This window comes from Mycobacterium tuberculosis H37Rv (assembly GCF_000195955.2).
GTDB lineage: Bacteria > Actinomycetota > Actinomycetes > Mycobacteriales > Mycobacteriaceae > Mycobacterium > Mycobacterium tuberculosis.
In genome coordinates, this window is the sequence record NC_000962.3 from 2,125,194 (window position 1) to 2,142,248 (window position 17,055).

Sequence of the window (17,055 nt, forward strand, 5' to 3'; positions counted from 1 at the left end):
CGCCGACCCGTACTCGCTGCACTAGATTGAGACGCGGCACGCAAACGTGCTGTTATCAGCCCAAGACGAGCCCGACACCGGTGCGCTCCAGCCCTGCCCACCTGGCGCGGTTCGCCACGACAGCCTTATATCCCATAGGAGTGGTCATGCAAGGTGATCCCGATGTTCTGCGCCTGCTCAACGAACAATTGACCAGCGAGCTCACCGCTATCAACCAATACTTTCTGCACTCCAAGATGCAGGACAACTGGGGTTTTACCGAGCTGGCGGCCCACACCCGCGCGGAGTCGTTCGACGAAATGCGGCACGCCGAGGAAATCACCGATCGCATCTTGTTGCTGGATGGTTTGCCGAACTACCAGCGCATCGGTTCGTTGCGTATCGGCCAGACGCTCCGCGAGCAATTTGAGGCCGATCTGGCGATCGAATACGACGTGTTGAATCGTCTCAAGCCAGGAATCGTCATGTGCCGGGAGAAACAGGACACCACCAGCGCCGTACTGCTGGAGAAAATCGTTGCCGACGAGGAAGAACACATCGACTACTTGGAAACGCAGCTGGAGCTGATGGACAAGCTAGGAGAGGAGCTTTACTCGGCGCAGTGCGTCTCTCGCCCACCGACCTGATGCCCGCTTGAGGATTCTCCGATACCACTCCGGGCGCCGCTGACAAGCTCTAGCATCGACTCGAACAGCGATGGGAGGGCGGATATGGCGGGCCCCACAGCACCGACCACTGCCCCCACCGCAATCCGAGCCGGTGGCCCGCTGCTCAGTCCGGTGCGACGCAACATTATTTTCACCGCACTTGTGTTCGGGGTGCTGGTCGCTGCGACCGGCCAAACCATCGTTGTGCCCGCATTGCCGACGATCGTCGCCGAGCTGGGCAGCACCGTTGACCAGTCGTGGGCGGTCACCAGCTATCTGCTGGGGGGAACTGTCGTGGTTGTGGTGGCTGGCAAGCTCGGTGATCTGCTCGGCCGCAACAGGGTGCTGCTAGGCTCCGTCGTGGTCTTCGTCGTTGGCTCTGTGCTGTGCGGGTTATCGCAGACGATGACCATGCTGGCGATCTCTCGCGCACTGCAGGGCGTCGGTGCCGGTGCGATTTCCGTCACCGCCTACGCGCTGGCCGCTGAGGTGGTCCCACTGCGGGACCGTGGCCGCTACCAGGGCGTCTTAGGTGCGGTGTTCGGTGTCAACACGGTCACCGGTCCGCTGCTGGGGGGCTGGCTCACCGACTATCTGAGCTGGCGGTGGGCGTTTTGGATCAACGTGCCGGTTTCGATCGCGGTGCTGACAGTGGCGGCAACCGCCGTCCCTGCGTTGGCCCGACCGCCCAAACCGGTCATCGACTACCTTGGGATCCTGGTCATCGCTGTGGCCACGACCGCTTTGATCATGGCCACAAGTTGGGGCGGAACCACCTACGCCTGGGGCTCAGCGACCATTGTCGGGCTGTTGATCGGGGCCGCAGTGGCGCTGGGTTTCTTCGTGTGGCTGGAGGGCCGCGCCGCTGCGGCCATCCTGCCGCCCAGGCTGTTTGGCAGCCCAGTATTTGCCGTGTGCTGCGTCCTGTCCTTCGTGGTCGGATTCGCGATGCTGGGTGCACTGACCTTCGTACCGATCTATCTGGGGTACGTGGACGGCGCGTCGGCGACCGCGTCAGGTCTGCGCACGTTGCCGATGGTGATCGGCCTGCTGATCGCCTCGACCGGGACGGGTGTCCTGGTCGGCCGGACGGGCCGCTACAAGATCTTCCCGGTCGCGGGGATGGCGCTGATGGCGGTTGCGTTCCTGCTGATGTCGCAGATGGACGAGTGGACGCCACCGCTGCTGCAATCGCTGTACCTGGTCGTCCTAGGTGCCGGCATCGGATTGTCCATGCAGGTGCTCGTTCTCATCGTGCAGAACACGTCGTCTTTCGAAGACCTCGGCGTCGCAACATCGGGTGTGACCTTCTTCCGGGTGGTCGGCGCCTCGTTTGGTACCGCAACATTCGGTGCGTTGTTCGTAAACTTCCTGGACCGAAGACTCGGTTCCGCGCTGACGTCGGGCGCCGTGCCTGTCCCGGCAGTGCCATCTCCGGCTGTCTTGCATCAGCTGCCCCAGAGCATGGCCGCCCCGATCGTGCGGGCATATGCCGAGTCGCTCACCCAGGTGTTCCTTTGCGCGGTCTCGGTCACGGTGGTCGGTTTCATCCTGGCGCTGTTGCTGCGAGAGGTACCGCTCACCGACATCCACGATGACGCCGACGACCTCGGCGACGGGTTCGGTGTGCCCAGAGCCGAATCGCCGGAGGATGTGTTGGAAATCGCGGTTCGGCGTATGCTGCCGAACGGGGTGCGACTGCGCGATATTGCGACACAACCCGGTTGCGGACTCGGCGTCGCCGAGCTGTGGGCCCTTCTGCGGATCTATCAATACCAGCGGCTGTTCGAGGCAGTACGGCTGACCGATATCGGTAGACACCTGCACGTGCCCTATCAGGTCTTTGAACCCGTCTTCGACCGTCTGGTCCAGACCGGCTACGCGGCACGCGACGGCGACATCTTGACGCTAACCCCGTCCGGGCACCGTCAGGTCGACTCCCTCGCAGTTTTGATCCGTCAGTGGCTGCTCGACCACTTGGCCGTGGCGCCCGGCTTGAAGCGACAGCCAGACCACCAATTCGAAGCCGCTCTGCAGCACGTCACCGACGCGGTGCTCGTTCAACGAGACTGGTATGAAGATCTGGGCGACCTGTCGGAATCACGCCAACTCGCGGCTACAACGTAGCGATGCTTGCCGCGCGTAGCCGCGCGAGCTGATCCGCGCTGCAGAATGACTGCCATGACAGCCACACCGCTTGCCGCGGCCGCGATCGCCCAATTGGAGGCAGAGGGCGTCGACACCGTCATCGGCACCGTCGTGAACCCCGCCGGACTCACCCAGGCCAAGACCGTGCCGATACGCCGGACCAACACATTCGCCAATCCTGGCCTCGGCGCCAGTCCGGTGTGGCATACCTTCTGTATCGACCAATGCAGTATTGCATTCACCGCAGACATCAGTGTGGTCGGCGATCAACGTCTCCGCATCGATCTGTCCGCCTTGCGCATCATCGGCGACGGGTTGGCGTGGGCGCCCGCCGGGTTCTTCGAGCAGGACGGCACACCGGTCCCCGCCTGCAGCCGAGGAACACTGAGCCGGATCGAGGCCGCGCTTGCTGATGCCGGCATCGACGCGGTAATCGGCCACGAAGTCGAATTCCTCTTGGTCGACGCGGACGGCCAGCGGCTGCCTTCGACGCTGTGGGCGCAGTACGGTGTCGCCGGGGTGCTCGAGCACGAGGCGTTCGTCCGCGATGTCAACGCCGCGGCAACGGCAGCAGGCATCGCTATCGAGCAGTTCCATCCCGAATACGGTGCCAACCAATTCGAGATCTCGTTAGCGCCGCAGCCGCCGGTCGCGGCCGCCGATCAGCTGGTGCTGACCCGCCTCATCATCGGCCGTACCGCCCGCCGGCACGGGTTACGCGTGAGCCTATCGCCAGCGCCCTTCGCCGGAAGTATCGGATCCGGTGCCCACCAACACTTCTCGCTGACTATGTCGGAAGGGATGCTGTTCTCCGGTGGGACTGGAGCAGCTGGCATGACCTCGGCCGGGGAGGCCGCGGTGGCAGGAGTGCTTCGCGGACTACCGGACGCCCAAGGCATCCTGTGCGGATCGATCGTGTCCGGTCTGCGAATGCGACCCGGTAACTGGGCCGGAATCTATGCATGCTGGGGTACCGAAAACCGGGAAGCGGCGGTGCGATTCGTCAAGGGCGGGGCTGGCAGCGCGTACGGCGGGAACGTGGAGGTGAAGGTCGTCGACCCGTCGGCCAACCCGTATCTCGCGTCGGCGGCGATCCTCGGACTGGCACTCGACGGCATGAAGACCAAGGCGGTGTTGCCGTCGGAAACGACCGTAGACCCGACACAGCTGTCTGACGTGGATCGTGACCGTGCCGGCATTCTGCGACTTGCTGCCGATCAGGCGGATGCAATTGCTGTACTGGATAGTTCGAAACTGCTTCGGTGCATCCTTGGCGATCCCGTGGTAGATGCCGTGGTCGCGGTACGCCAGTTAGAGCATGAGCGCTACGGTGACCTCGATCCTGCGCAGCTGGCCGACAAGTTCCGGATGGCTTGGAGTGTGTAACGATGGCCGACTCCGCCGGTTCGGACCTGACGCGGCACACGGCCGAAGTGCCGTTGATCGATCAGCACGTCCACGGATGCTGGCTGACCGAGGGGAACCGGCGGCGGTTCGAGAACGCGCTCAATGAGGCCAACACCGAACCCCTGGCAGACTTCGACTCGGGATTCGACTCACAACTCGGGTTCGCCGTGCGCAACCACTGCGCTCCCATCCTTGGATTGCCTAGGCACGTTGATCCGCAGACTTATTGGGATCGCCGCAGTCAATTCAGTGAAGCTGAATTGGCTCGCAGATTTCTGCAGGCCGCCGGGGTAACCGACTGGCTGGTGGAGACCGGAATCGGCTACGACGTGTCCGGAATGGCAAGCGTCGCCGGCCTCGGCGAACTGTCGGGCAGCCACGCTCACGAGGTGGTTCGTCTTGAACAGGTGGCCGAACAGGCCGTGCAGGCATCCGGCGACTACGCCTCGGCGTTCAACGAGATACTGCGCCGGCGCGCAGCCACAGCGGTGGCAACCAAGTCCATCCTGGCCTATCGAGGTGGATTCGACGGTGATCTGACCGAGCCACCCGCGGCGCAGGTCGCCGAGGCCGCCAAGCGCTGGCGCGACCGTGGCGGTGTCCGATTACAGGATCGGGTTCTGCTGCGCTTCGGGTTGCATCAGGCGTTGCGCCTGGGCAAGCCGCTGCAGTTCCACGTCGGATTTGGCGACCGGGACGCTGATCTGCACAAGGCCAATCCGCTGTATCTGCTCGACTTCCTGCGGCAGTCCGGCAATACCCCAATCGTGTTGCTGCACTGCTATCCCTACGAACGAGAAGCCGGTTATCTGGCACAAGCCTTCAACAACGTCTATCTTGACGGCGGGTTGAGTGTGCACTACCTGGGGGCCCGGTCGCCGGCCTTCATCGGCCGACTACTGGAGCTTGCCCCCTTCCGCAAGATCGTGTACTCGTCGGACGGATTCGGCCCCGCGGAACTGCACTTTCTCGGTGCAACGTTGTGGCGCAGTGGAATTCAGCGTGTTCTGCGTGGCTTTGTCGAGCGCGACGACTGGTGCGAGACCGATGCCCTGCGGGTGGTCGACCTAATTGCCCATGGCACTGCCGCACGCATCTATCGCCTTGGCGATCGGTAGCTTTCAGGTGGCGCAAGTGTGGCCCCGTCACGGGCTAACCATGGACCGTGCCGGACCCAGTGTCACCGGCAGCGTCGACCAACCGCGCAGCACCCGCGTGTCACGCCGACTTCCGGCACCCGCGGCCCGCACATCGGGGAAGCGGTCGAAGAACGTTCTCAGCCCGACCTCGCCTTCGGCGCGGGCCAGGGCGGCCCCCAGGCAGAAGTGGCGGCCGGTAGAGAACGCAAGATGTCGTCCGGCATTGGGGCGTTCGATGTCAAAGCGGTGCGGATCCGGGAACACAGCGGGATCGCGGTTGGCGGCTGCTAGGTAGATCACCACGACTTCGCCGCGTTTGATTCGCACACCAGCCACCTCGACGTCACGGCAAGCCACCCGGGCGGTGAGCTGAACCGGCGAATCCAGCCGCAGGATTTCTTCAACCGTATTCGGCCACAGCTCCGGATGTTGGCGCAGTGTGGCCAGATGTTCGGGGGTATCCAACAACATGCGAATCCCGTTGCCTAACAGGTTCACTGTGGTTTCGAATCCGGCGACCAAAACCAGTCCGGCGATCGCCCGAAGTTCGGTCTCGTCGAGCTGTGTCTCGTTGTCCCCGCTTTCGGCGATCTGGATCAACTGACTCATCAGGTCGTCACCCGGAGCGTGCCGCAACTGCTGCAGATGCCCTTCCAGCCAGCAGTCGAATCCTCGTATCCCCTGCTGCACACGCAGGTACTGCCGCCACGGAATCCCGATGTCTAGACTCGGCGCTGCCAACTCACCAAATTCCAGGACGCGCGGCCTGTCATGCTCGGGCACGCCCAAAATTTCGCTGATGACCACGATCGGCAGTTGCGAGCAATAGCGTCCTACGACGTCCACAATCCCGGGCTGCTCAGCGAACCGATCCAAGAGATTGATCGCGGTCTGTTCGACCAGATCGCGTAGCGCGCTGACCGCCCGTGAGGTGAACACCGCCGACACCGTTTTGCGGTAGCGAGTGTGATCGGGCGGCTCGACGGCCAGCAGCGAAGGTTCTCGCAGGGGGTGAAGTTGATCGCCGCGGGTCCGCCGCTCCAGCCAGCGCAGCGGTGGTGGCAGATTCTCGCCGAAGGAGACGACGCGGAAGTCGTCCGATCGCAGCAGGTCATGGGCGAGCCGATGGTCGACGGTCAGGTAGTTGGCGCGGTTGCGCACCAGGGCGCCGTGGGACCGGACTTCGTCGTAAAAGGGCACCGGATCGGTGGCGACGGCCGGATCCGCGATCAGCCGGGCCTGCAAGTCGCCACGCCGAATCCCGATTGCCGCAATGCCGCGGATCACCCCGTGCATCGCCAACCAGTGCAGCTTGTCCTTCACCGCGCCTCCGTCGATCGAGTGGCTTTTCTTCAAGACTAGAACCCGCAATTCAACATTCGGCGAGGATGTTGAAGTCTGTTGACACCACCGTGTTGGGTTTTTTGCTGCTGATGCCGTAGGCACTGCCGGCAACTGTGTATGTGTTGCGGGCGCGGTCGGCGCGGGCGTTGCCCACCCCGCCGTGCCAGAAGCTGCCGTTGAACCCGTCGACGTTACGGATCTTCACCCACTGCGGGATTACCCTGTCACCGCTGAGCAATACCACGGCTTGGACGGTGCTGTCGTGGTTGCGGATGTCGATGGTCCGGTAGGAGTGCTCCTGGCTGCATGTTGCGGGACGTGTCGTGTGAGTGACGCCGTCAATAGTCAGGCGTGCGGCTTTTCGGGGTACCGTCTGAGCTTGCCCGCACGCGGAGAGACCAGCCGCGACGACCATTGCAACTCCGGTCACTGTGACCAACCGATTGCACACCAGCCACCTCCATTCGGGCCTGAGCATTGTGCTCGGGACATTACTTCCGTTTTGGCTCCAACGTGGCCAGGGACTTGGCAATGTGACGTCGGACGAACTCCGGACTGACGCCCTTGAGCCGATCAATCCAGCGAATGCTTCGGGGCACATACCAATGCAACCGTGTGGGGTGCTGGTAGGCCCGCCAGGCTGCCTCGGCGACGCTGGACGAGGGCATCAGCCGGAACATGCCCTTCTTGGGCGCGGCAGCGCGGATCTGCTCCGCGGAGATCGTGTAGGGGCCCTCGTCGGAATGCTGGCGCGTCGAGGTGAGGATAGCGGTGTCGATCAGACCGGGCAGCACGTCGGCGACGCGAACCCCATGACGCTGCCACTCAACGCTCAACGCCTCGGTCAACCCCTTGACGGCGTGTTTGGTCGCCGAGTAGACCGCGATACGCGGCATGCCATAGGTGCCCGAGGACGACGACGTCGAGAACATCAGACTTCCCGGTGCTTTCTTGAGGTAAGGCAGTGCGGCGTAGGCGCCAGTGAGCACCGCCTTGAAGTTCACGTCGACGACGCGCACGGCGGCCTCGTACGGCACGTCCTCGAACCAACCGCCTTCGCCGATGCCGGCGTTGTTCCACATCATGTCGAGACCGCCGCCGACATTGCCGGCGCAGAAATCAGCGAGCGCACCCTCAAGGGCCGCCTTGTCCGTAACGTCGACGGCGCGGGCCCACAGCCGTTCGGCACCAAGCTGTACGCGCAGGGCAGCCAGCCCATCCTCATTGCGGTCTATCGCACCTACTCGCCAGCCGTTGGCGTGGAAAAGCGTTGCACCCTCGCGGCCCATTCCACTGCCGGCGCCGGTGATGAATATCGCTTTCATGCGGAATCCGGAATAGCCGAACCGCCCTCAGCCTGCTTCAACCAGATCTTTGATGCGCTGCAACGTCTTGGTCATGTCTCGGATGTTGCGGCGCTGACGCAGCCAGCCCCCGAACACCCGGTAGTACACGGTGGTCAACACGGACGGGGGGAGCCGAAACGACTCAGTGACCTCGGTGCCGTCGGCGGTGGGCGTCAAACGATAATGCCAATTGTTCACCGGTCTGTCGCCGAGCAGCACAGCAAACCCGAACTCACGGCCCGGTTCGCATACCGTCCAGTAGACCGGCCCGATCCCGTTGCGCCGGACATGCCCGCGGAATCGAGCGCCAAGCGCGGGGCCGGTGGCACCGTCAAGCCACTCGGCCTCGAAGGTTTCCGGCGAGAACCGGCCGGTATTGCGGACATCCGCGATCAATGTCCAGATCTTGTCCGGCGGCGCTGCCATGTGAACTGTGGCCGAACCTTCCATGACCTGATCCAAACACATACGTCGACCTGGTCATAGACCGCACACGCCGCCAACCGTCAGCGCGGAATACTTGCCTGAATGCCTGCCCAAATGATCTCGTTGATGATTTGCTTGATGCCCTGCGCGGGTTTCGACCACAGTGCGATCGGAAGGCCAGAGGCGGCGCCGCACGTCGGCCACGCGTCCAATCCCTGTTCGGCGAGAACCCGATTGGCAACTGCGATTTGTTGTTCCCGAGAGGCAGCTGCTGGGTTGCCGACACCGCCGAATGCGGCCCAGGTGGCCGGCTTGAACTGCAGTCCGCCGTATTTGCCGTTTCCGGTGTTGGCCGCCCAGTTGCCCCCGGATTCGCACTGCGCGACGGCGTCCCAGTTCGGGCTGGGACCGGCGTGGGCAACGGCGGTGGAGAGCGACATGGATGCCGTGACGAGTCCTGCGGCCATGGCGGACTTGATGAGCGGCTTGGCGATTCTTGTCATGCTCGACATATCGCCGGAAGTGGCCGAAGCGTTACCGATTAGAGAGAGTGGTGAGATCGGGTGTCTATTGCACCGCGACCGGCCGTGGTCGGCCGGCAAAGGATGCACAACCGGATTGATCAGGCCGGCGGTAGGGCCTGGCAATACGACTGTGTTGCTGTCGTCAGGGCCCGTTGATAGAGGCTATCGAGGTGGCGGGACCGCACTATGTCGCGTTTGGCGCGGTCGAGTTGGGCGGCGCAGGACGGCGCGGACAGCAAACTCCAGTGACTCCAAATCTGCGACAGCATCCGATTATTCAGGGAGTCGATCGCCGATCGCGATGCCGATAGATCCGGCGGCTCCGGGGGCGCGCTGGCCGGGTTGAGCTTCCAGTCCGAGAACCGGCTGTACTCGATTGCCTCGGTGGCGCGAATCTGGTCGTCGAAGACGCGGGTGACGTAGTCGGGGTCGATGTGCTGCGAGCGGGCATCTTCGCCCAACTTTGCGAGTTGCTGTTCGACTCGGCCGGAATCCTCAATGGGCAGCTGAGCACGCCACTTGAAGGCTGCCACCGGGTCGGCGACCTCCAACCGCTCAGCGGCGGCGTCGACCAACTCGGCTAACTGGCTGGTGCCGTCGGCTCGCGCCAGCGGGGGGCCTAGTGGTGCAATCAGCGACAACAGGATGCCGATCGAGACGGCGGTCGCGAGGTATATCTCACGTGGACGGGTAAGCAACCCTTCGGTTGATCCCGTCAGCCGGCGCCTAACGAACTCTGCAGGTCACCCTTCATGGCGTTGAGCTGAGCGCCCCAGTACTCCCAGCTGTGCGTGCCGTTGGGCGGGAAGTTGAACACGGCGTTGTGCCCGCCCGCGGCGTTGTACGCATCCTGGAACTTCAGGTTGCTGCTACGAACGAAGTTCTCCAAGAACTCGGCGGGTATGTTGGCACCGCCCAACTCGTTCGGGGTGCCGTTCCCGCAATAAACCCATAGCCGGGTGTTGTTTGCGACCAGCTTGGGGATCTGCTGCGTAGGGTCGTTGCGCTCCCATGCCGGGTCACTCGAGGGACCCCACATGTCTGCGGCCTTGTAACCGCCGGCGTCACCCATCGCGAGGCCGATCAGGCTAGGCCCCATCCCCTGAGAGGGGTCCAGCAGGGCCGACAGCGAGCCGGCGTAGATGAACTGCTGGGGGTGGTAGGCGGCCAAGATCATTGCCGACGAGCCGGCCATCGACAAGCCGATTGCAGCGCTGCCGGTGGGCTTCACGGCCCTGTTGGCGGACAACCATTGCGGCAGCTCGCTGGTCAGGAAGGTTTCCCACTTGTAAGTCTGGCAGCCAGCCTTACCGCAGGCCGGGCTGTACCAGTCGCTGTAGAAGCTGGACTGCCCGCCGACCGGCATGACTATCGACAGTCCCGACTGGTAGTACCACTCGAACGCCGGGGTGTTGATATCCCAGCCGTTGTAGTCGTCTTGGGCGCGCAGGCCGTCGAGCAGATAAACCGCAGGTGAGTTGTTCCCACCGCTCTGGAACTGAACCTTGATGTCGCGGCCCATCGACGGCGACGGCACCTGCAGGTACTCGACCGGCAGCCCCGGCCGGGAGAACGCGCCCGCGGTTGCCGCTCCGCCGGCAAGCCCCACCAGGCCCGGAAGGACTACAGCCGCTGCCGTGCCGATCATCAATCGGCGTCCCCAAGCTCGAATCTTTCGGCTCACGTCTGTCATACTTGTGCCCCTTTGTCCTGTATGTCGTCGTGTGCTCGGGCCAGAACATACCGTGTGTGGAGGCCAAATGTCGATTCGGGCGCAAAGTCGTCTCATTTCCGTATCGGTTACCGCCGCGGACAGAGCAAGTGTGCTTAGGGGGCTCACAAACGGTATGGCGGTATGGATCTATCGCGGATTTCTCAGAATCGCGGCCCGGGGCTACCGGCTGTGCTCCCCCAGGGAGGCCGAACTTGCGTTCACCGCGTAGGCTCGCTCGAAGCAAGCCGACGAAGACCACGCTATCCCGGTCTGTTCCGGCGTCCGCGTAACACCGCACTGGGGTTTGTGGCGTGCGATGGTGCGGGCTGAGGGCATCGGAGGTTCCGGGAACGATTGAGGTGCGAGAATTTGGACACGGTACTTGGGCTCTCGATAACGCCTACCACCCTGGGGTGGGTCCTCGCTGAAGGACACGGCGCAGACGGCGCCATCTTGGACCGCAACGAATTGGAGCTACATAGCGGTCGTAACGCGCAGGCCATACATACCGCAGAGCAGCTGGCGGCGGAAGTTCTGCTCGCCCATGAAGTGGCCGCTGCAGGCGATCATCGGTTGCGCGTCATCGGAGTGACCTGGAACGCCGAAGCTTCGGCTCAGGCGGCGCTGCTGGTAGAGTCGCTGACCGGTGCAGGTTTCGACAATGTGGTGCCGGTTCGGCGGCTACGTGCCATCGAGACACTGGCGCAGGCTATCGCACCCGTTATCGGCTACGAGCAAATCGCGGTATGCGTTCTTGAGCATGAGTCGGCGACCGTCGTCATGGTCGACACCCACGACGGAAAGACGCAGATCGCCGTCAAGCATGTGTGCCGCGGATTATCAGGACTGACCTCCTGGCTGACCGGCATGTTTGGTCGCGATGCCTGGCGCCCGGCCGGCGTGGTCGTGGTCGGCTCGGATAGCGAGGTCAGCGAATTCTCGTGGCAGCTCGAAAGGGTCCTGCCGGTGCCGGTCTTTGCGCAAACGATGGCGCAGGTTACGGTCGCGCGGGGTGCGGCCCTGGCGGCGGCCCAGAGCACCGAGTTCACCGATGCGCAGCTAGTGGCCGACAGCGTCAGCCAACCAACGGTCGCGCCCAGGCGATCCCGGCACTACGCCGGGGCGGCGGCAGCGTTGGCCGCCGCGGCCGTGACCTTCGTGGCTTCGCTGTCCCTAGCGGTGGGCATCCAGCTGGCTCCGCACAACGATACCGGGACGGCGAAGCACGGAGCGCACAAGCCGACGCCACGTATCGCAAAGGCCGTGGCGCCGGCGGTGCCGCCTCCGCCGACGGTCACGCCACCAGTCCCTGCTCGGGCACCCCGGCCGGCTGCGCAGCACGAACCACCCGCTCGCGTCACCTCCGGCGAAGCGCTCACGGAGCCGAACCCGCCTGAGGAGCAACCGAATGCTTCTGCGCCGCAACAGGATCGGAATGACAGCCAGCCGATCACTCGAGTGCTAGAGCACATACCCGGCGCTTACGGTGACTCGGCACCCCCAGCTGAGTAGTCGGAGGCCGCCGTAGCCGGTTGCGAAACCTGTTCGCGCGGACCCATGTCGAGGCGAAGCGGTGGGTACTCGTCGCGCATCAGCGTGGTGTATGCGCGGACCCGCAACGCCCACCGGTTTACAGGTTGTATAGCCCTATGGGGTACCGGCCGGTGAACAGGAGCGCCACCACGGCGACGAGCAGCAGGATCACCAGTAGCGAAGGCCACATTATGCCGACGCGGTCGTGGGGGTCGATCAGGAAGACTCGCCAACCGCTGGAGAGGAAGACCGCCAGGATCAGGTAGTGGGGGATAGCAAGTAGCCACCACTTAATCAGCACCAGGCCGCGGCTCAACCGCTCCGGATAGTCAACCTCCAAGTCAGCCGGATACTCCGCCTTTGTCTGCAGGCTGAAGGGCGGGTACCGGTCGGTTCCCAGCGCCGACAGCGCATAGAAGGCAACCCGCCAGCGCCACCGCATGACGCCGACATTGAAGTCGAACAGCGTCCGGGGATATCTGCCCGTGAACAGGATGGCAAAGAACGCGATCACGGTGACCACCACGGCGGCAACGTGCAAGAAGAACAAGACAATGTAGTGCGGGATGGCCAAAAACCACTTGACTAGCCACTGCCAACGTGACAACGCAGGATCGAGGTCACCCCGGACCCGGACTGGATAGGCGTCAGGTTGCATGATCGACGGCTCCTTTACATGCGCGTCGGCTCGATCCACGAGCCAGGCCCATTGTCTCTCATCTGCCGCGCATGGGCGAAGCCATCGTCGTGCGCTACGGACACCGGATCGACGTGCAGTAATAGCCTTGGGCTGTAGGCAGCTTTCCGGGCGATGACGGCGGCACTGGTAATCCATTGTCGGCCAACAATTTACTGAGAGGGGTCGGTACAGATTGCCAGCCGTGGCTATCCAGGTACGTGGCAACGTCGTTGCGCTCGCCGTCGCTGTATAGCAGGTTGGGTGATTTCTATGTCGAACCCGTGGACGCTCCAGCGCTGCGAAGCGGTGTCAAGGAGGTCGGATGCCGGTCCGCCATCGTCATCTACCGACTCCCCGGCGCGCTGAGCGCGGTGATGTTGTCCAGCAAGCGATCCTGAGCGTCGGGCGGCAGGAATGCCAGCAGGCCCTCGGCGAGCCAGGCACTGGGTTGGTTGGGGTCAAAGCCCGCTTGGCGCAACGGGGTCGGCCAGTCACGTCTGAGGTCGACGGGAACCACGCGAGGTCAGCTGTTGCAGTGGCATCCAGATCAGCAAGTGTCGTCATCGGTATGCGCGCGCGTCAAGACCTGAGGCCAGGATGACAGCCTGCCGAATCCCCGCAGACGTCGCGTCACGGAAAAACGCATCGAAGTACCGCGTCCGGGCGGCCAACAGGTCGGCCAATCGCTGCAGTCCCCACGTGCCGTCGGGGTCGTCGACGTCGGTCGCCTTGATGTTTCCGGCGGCCCAGCGAGTGAAGAAGTCAATCCCCACGGCTCTCACCAGTGGTTCGGCGAACGGATCATCGATCAGCGGGTTATCGGCCCTGGTGGCCACCGCGCGGGCGGCAGCCACCATCGTCGCCGTTGCTCCGACGCTAGTTGCCAGGTCCCACGCGTCGTTGTTGGTGCGCGGCATCGGGATCCTTTCGGCTCGGCCAGCGATATACAGCCTTCGAAGTCCACCGCTTGTGGGATCAATCGTCCTTTGCCCGAACCGCGGTGAATGCCACGCTCACTTCGTCGGCGACCCGTATTGAACCCATCAACAGCGAGTAGGGTTTGACGCCGTAGTTGGACTGGCGAACCGTGGTGTCGGCAGAGATGCGCCACGCAGCACCAAGATCCTCTGTGTGCAAGTCGATGACGTGTTCTCGCGACTTTCCCCGGATGTGCAGTTTCCCGGTCAGGCGGTACCCATTCCCGGTCTGGGCAATGGCTTCCGTGGTAAAGCGAATATGGGGGAAGCGGCTGGCGTTGAGCGTTTTCAGCGCGTTCGCCCGCACCAGAGCTTTCTCAGGCTCGGACAGCCCCTTCACGCCACCCTCACCGCGCATCACCTCGAAGGAATCCACCTCAGCCACAAGCTCGCCGGCGACGGGATCGGTGCCGGACCAGTTCACCAGGGCCTGCCACCGTGTCATCGCGATGGTCAGGCGATGACCCAAGCGCGCGGCTCTGCCAACGACTCCGGTGCGAAGTACCAGCTCGCCGTCGGAAGCATCAAGAGTCCACACCGCGTCGCTCACGCCACGACTGTATTCAGACGACCTGCCTGCCCGCCCCTCCCGCCGCGTCTTGTGGGCCACGACACAATCGTTATGCTTGGTGAGGCTCGCCGGTGCCGTTGGAGGGGTGCAACATGATTCGCGAACTGGTCACCACCGCTGCGATCACGGGTGCCGCGATCGGTGGGGCGCCAGTCGCGGGCGCAGACCCGCAGCGTTATGACGGCGATGTGCCGGGGATGAACTATGACGCTTCGCTGGGCGCCCCATGCTCCAGCTGGGAGCGCTTCATTTTTGGACGAGGCCCCTCCGGTCAGGCCGAAGCCTGTCATTTTCCGCCTCCTAACCAGTTCCCGCCGGCCGAAACCGGCTACTGGGTGATCTCCTACCCGCTATACGGCGTCCAGCAGGTCGGTGCGCCGTGTCCGAAGCCGCAGGCGGCCGCGCAGTCTCCGGATGGGTTGCCGATGCTGTGTCTGGGAGCCCGTGGATGGCAGCCGGGATGGTTTACCGGGGCCGGGTTCTTCCCTCCGGAGCCATAACCGGTGGGCGTTTCTCATGATCATGTGCGAAGGCCGGCCCACCGAATCACCGATCCCACGGTGGCTGCGCTTCGTGCTTACGTCTGACCGTGCCGGCTCGGCATGGTATATCGGGGCAGGCTTCTTCTTCGCGCCAGTGCTGGCGGTGCTTTCGCCATGGCCGACCATCACCGCGGTGCTGTGGTGGATCATCGGACTGGCGGGACTATGGCTCGGACTGCTCGGAATCGCGATGGCAGTCGGACTGGCCCGGGTGTTGCGTTCCGGCGCCGAAATACCGGAAGCCTACTGGCGCACGCTGGTCGACTACCGATCCGCCAACGAATAGGAGACTCCGATGAGCTTCAATCCCAAAGATGCGGTCGACGCTGTCCGGGACATTGCGGCCAATGCCGTCGAGAAGGCCTCGGACATCGTGGAAAACGCCGGCCACATCATCCGCGGCGACATCGCTGGCGGGGCCAGCGGCATCGTCAAGGACTCCATCGACATCGCCACCCACGCGGTCGACAGAACGAAAGAAGTGTTCACCGGCAAGACGGACGACGAAGGTTAGTCGAGACTAGTCGGCGCGCGCTTGTCGTCCGTTGTCAAACGGACGCGGCAGCATTGAGTGCGTCCAACCGGGCGGTCGCCTCGAGGTACTCCTGCACCCAGCGTTCGATAACGGTAGCCGTCTTTTCCACCTTGGTGAACTGCCCAACAACCTGCCCCACCGGGTTGAACGCGACGTCGACGGTCTCGTTCGGGTATTTATGTGTGGCTTTGACGGCCATGCCGGAGACCATGTATTGCAACGGCATACCGAGCGGCTTCGGGCTCTCCGGTTGCTCCCAGGCCTCAGTCCAGTCGTTGCGCAGCATCCGGGCCGGCTTACCCGTGAAGGAACGACTGCGCACGGTGTCGCGGCTGGTCGCCTTGACGTATGCGGCCTGTTGAACCGCGGTGTTTGCGGCTTCCTCGACCATCAGCCACTGCGAACCGGTCCATGCCCCTTGGGTCCCCAGCGCCAACGCTGCAGCGATCTGCTGACCGCTGCCGATGCCACCCGCCGCCAACACCGGAACCGGCGCTACCTCCTTGACGACCTGAGGCCACAACACAATGGAGCCCACCTCGCCACAGTGCCCGCCGGCCTCGCCGCCCTGGGCGATGATGATGTCGACGCCCGCATCGGCGTGCTTGCGGGCCTGCGAGGGTGAGCCGCACAATGCGGCCACCTTGCGACCCGAGTCGTGGATGTGCTTGATCATGTCCGCTGGGGGGGTGCCAAGCGCGTTGGCGACCATCGTCATCTTGGGGTGCTTCAGCGCCGCGTCGACCTGTGGGGTGGCCGTCGCCTCGGTCCAACCGAGCAGCTGCAGACTGTCCTCGTCGGCGTCCTCGACCGGGACACCATGATCGGCGAGGATCTTGCGGGCGAAGTCCAGATGCTCCTGCGGGACCATCGACCGCAGCGTCTTGGCGAGCTCATCCGCCGACAGCTGGGAGTCCATGCCCTCGTACTTGTTCGGGATCACGATGTCGACCCCGTAGGGGTGGTCGCCGATGTGTTCATCGATCCAGTTGAGCTCGATCTCCAGCTGCTCCGGCGTGAACCCAACTGCTCCGAGCACACCAAAACCACCAGCTTTGCTGACGGCGACCACCACATCGCGGCAGTGAGTGAAGGCAAAAATAGGAAACTCGATACCGAGCTCGTCGCAAATGGCAGTGTGCATGCCTGCTCCTGGAATGCTAGCGGACGCAAATAGAACTGAAACGTGTTCTAGTTTAGTACCCGTCTTGGTAAGGTGGCCAACAGCCCAGGTTCCGGTCGGGTTTCGGCGCGCACCCCGGCGAAGCTGACGAGGCGGTCTAAGGTCACCTTCACCCGCGCATGGCCGGCCAGCAACAACGACGGCTGTCCCACCGAGCAGAAGTACTGGGCGATGGTGTGCACCGCGGTCGGCTACCACCGCGACGACCCCGCCGCAGAACTGCTGTTACGCAACGAAGGCTTGGCAGCTGCAGTCCAAACTGGCCACCTACGTCTACCCGCCACAGAAACTAGTCGCCAAGGTCCGTGCGGGCGCCAAAGTGTCCGACAACCACGACCAG

General features: G+C 63.6%; 17 protein-coding genes, 1 other RNA gene and 2 pseudogenes. 10 read left to right on the forward strand and 10 right to left on the reverse strand.

Going from position 1 to position 17,055, the window contains the following annotated elements:
* Positions 1-146 precede the first annotated feature (146 nt).
* From bfrA to Rv1879, 4 genes are all read left to right on the forward strand, one after another.
* The gene (gene bfrA, locus Rv1876) at positions 147-626 is read left to right on the forward strand and encodes a bacterioferritin BfrA (protein NP_216392.1); all 480 of its coding nucleotides are present in this window, start codon (positions 147-149) and stop codon (positions 624-626) included.
* Between the two features lie 84 nt (positions 627-710).
* Complete coding sequence (locus tag Rv1877) at positions 711-2,774, forward strand: MFS-type transporter (RefSeq protein NP_216393.1); 2,064 nt, start codon at positions 711-713, stop codon at positions 2,772-2,774.
* Between the two features lie 54 nt (positions 2,775-2,828).
* Positions 2,829-4,181 (forward strand): glutamine synthetase GlnA, encoded by a 1,353-nt coding sequence (gene glnA3 / locus Rv1878; protein ID NP_216394.1) that lies wholly within the window; start codon positions 2,829-2,831, stop codon positions 4,179-4,181.
* A 2-nt stretch (positions 4,182-4,183) separates the two neighbouring features.
* Entirely contained in the window at positions 4,184-5,320 is a 1,137-nt protein-coding gene (locus Rv1879; RefSeq protein NP_216395.1) for a hypothetical protein, read from the forward strand.
* Between the two features lie 27 nt (positions 5,321-5,347).
* Here Rv1879 and cyp140 read toward each other — a convergent pair whose 3' ends face one another.
* Genes cyp140 through fbpB form a run of 7 tightly spaced genes read right to left on the reverse strand, consistent with a single transcriptional unit; the run spans position 5,348 to position 10,674 of the window.
* Positions 5,348-6,664 (reverse strand): cytochrome P450 Cyp140, encoded by a 1,317-nt coding sequence (gene cyp140 / locus Rv1880c; protein ID NP_216396.3) that lies wholly within the window; start codon positions 6,662-6,664, stop codon positions 5,348-5,350.
* Between the two features lie 49 nt (positions 6,665-6,713).
* Positions 6,714-7,136: a lipoprotein LppE gene (lppE, locus tag Rv1881c; RefSeq protein ID NP_216397.1), complete on the reverse strand. Its 423-nt coding sequence runs from the start codon at positions 7,134-7,136 to the stop codon at positions 6,714-6,716.
* Positions 7,137-7,176: 40 nt separating this feature from the next.
* The gene (locus Rv1882c; RefSeq protein NP_216398.1) at positions 7,177-8,010 is read right to left on the reverse strand and encodes a short-chain type dehydrogenase/reductase; all 834 of its coding nucleotides are present in this window, start codon (positions 8,008-8,010) and stop codon (positions 7,177-7,179) included.
* A gap of 27 nt (positions 8,011-8,037) precedes the next feature.
* Positions 8,038-8,499 (reverse strand): hypothetical protein, encoded by a 462-nt coding sequence (locus tag Rv1883c; RefSeq protein ID NP_216399.1) that lies wholly within the window; start codon positions 8,497-8,499, stop codon positions 8,038-8,040.
* 38 nt (positions 8,500-8,537) lie between these two features.
* Positions 8,538-9,068: a resuscitation-promoting factor RpfC gene (gene rpfC, locus Rv1884c; protein ID NP_216400.1), complete on the reverse strand. Its 531-nt coding sequence runs from the start codon at positions 9,066-9,068 to the stop codon at positions 8,538-8,540.
* A gap of 11 nt (positions 9,069-9,079) precedes the next feature.
* The gene (locus Rv1885c; protein ID NP_216401.1) at positions 9,080-9,679 is read right to left on the reverse strand and encodes a chorismate mutase; all 600 of its coding nucleotides are present in this window, start codon (positions 9,677-9,679) and stop codon (positions 9,080-9,082) included.
* A gap of 17 nt (positions 9,680-9,696) precedes the next feature.
* A complete protein-coding gene (gene fbpB / locus Rv1886c; RefSeq protein ID NP_216402.1) occupies positions 9,697-10,674 on the reverse strand; it encodes a diacylglycerol acyltransferase/mycolyltransferase Ag85B in 978 nt (325 codons plus the stop codon).
* A gap of 390 nt (positions 10,675-11,064) precedes the next feature.
* Between fbpB and Rv1887 the strand changes: the two genes are divergently transcribed.
* Both Rv1887 and Rv1887a read left to right on the forward strand, forming a co-directional pair.
* The gene (locus Rv1887) at positions 11,065-12,207 is read left to right on the forward strand and encodes a hypothetical protein (protein NP_216403.1); all 1,143 of its coding nucleotides are present in this window, start codon (positions 11,065-11,067) and stop codon (positions 12,205-12,207) included.
* Positions 12,177-12,886 (forward strand): annotated as a pseudogene (locus Rv1887a). The gene Rv1887 and the pseudogene Rv1887a overlap by 31 nt, the downstream one beginning before the upstream one ends.
* Before the next feature lie 94 nt (positions 12,887-12,980).
* On the opposite strand, the pseudogene Rv1888A reads toward Rv1887a, so the two are convergent.
* Together Rv1888A and Rv1890c are read right to left on the reverse strand one after the other, a co-directional pair.
* Positions 12,981-13,424: pseudogene (locus Rv1888A) on the reverse strand.
* Positions 13,425-13,882: 458 nt separating this feature from the next.
* Positions 13,883-14,494 carry a hypothetical protein gene (locus tag Rv1890c; protein ID NP_216406.1) on the reverse strand — a complete coding sequence of 204 codons (612 nt, stop codon included), beginning with the start codon at positions 14,492-14,494 and terminating at the stop codon, positions 13,883-13,885.
* Positions 14,226-14,463, forward strand: a non-coding RNA gene (AS1890, locus tag RVnc0001) — Putative small regulatory RNA. The two genes, Rv1890c and AS1890, sit on opposite strands and share 238 nt — an antisense overlap.
* Positions 14,495-14,547: 53 nt before the next feature.
* Positions 14,548-14,955 (forward strand): hypothetical protein, encoded by a 408-nt coding sequence (locus Rv1891; RefSeq protein ID NP_216407.1) that lies wholly within the window; start codon positions 14,548-14,550, stop codon positions 14,953-14,955.
* Positions 14,956-14,971: 16 nt separating this feature from the next.
* Positions 14,972-15,283 (forward strand): membrane protein, encoded by a 312-nt coding sequence (locus Rv1892; protein ID NP_216408.1) that lies wholly within the window; start codon positions 14,972-14,974, stop codon positions 15,281-15,283.
* 9 nt (positions 15,284-15,292) lie between these two features.
* On the forward strand, positions 15,293-15,511 hold the full coding sequence (locus tag Rv1893; protein NP_216409.1) for a hypothetical protein: 219 nt from the start codon (positions 15,293-15,295) through the stop codon (positions 15,509-15,511).
* Between the two features lie 34 nt (positions 15,512-15,545).
* On the opposite strand, the gene Rv1894c is transcribed toward Rv1893, so the two are convergent.
* Positions 15,546-16,676, reverse strand: a complete 1,131-nt coding sequence (locus tag Rv1894c; protein ID NP_216410.1) for a hypothetical protein — start codon at positions 16,674-16,676, stop codon at positions 15,546-15,548.
* Between the last annotated feature and the right edge of the window lie 379 nt (positions 16,677-17,055).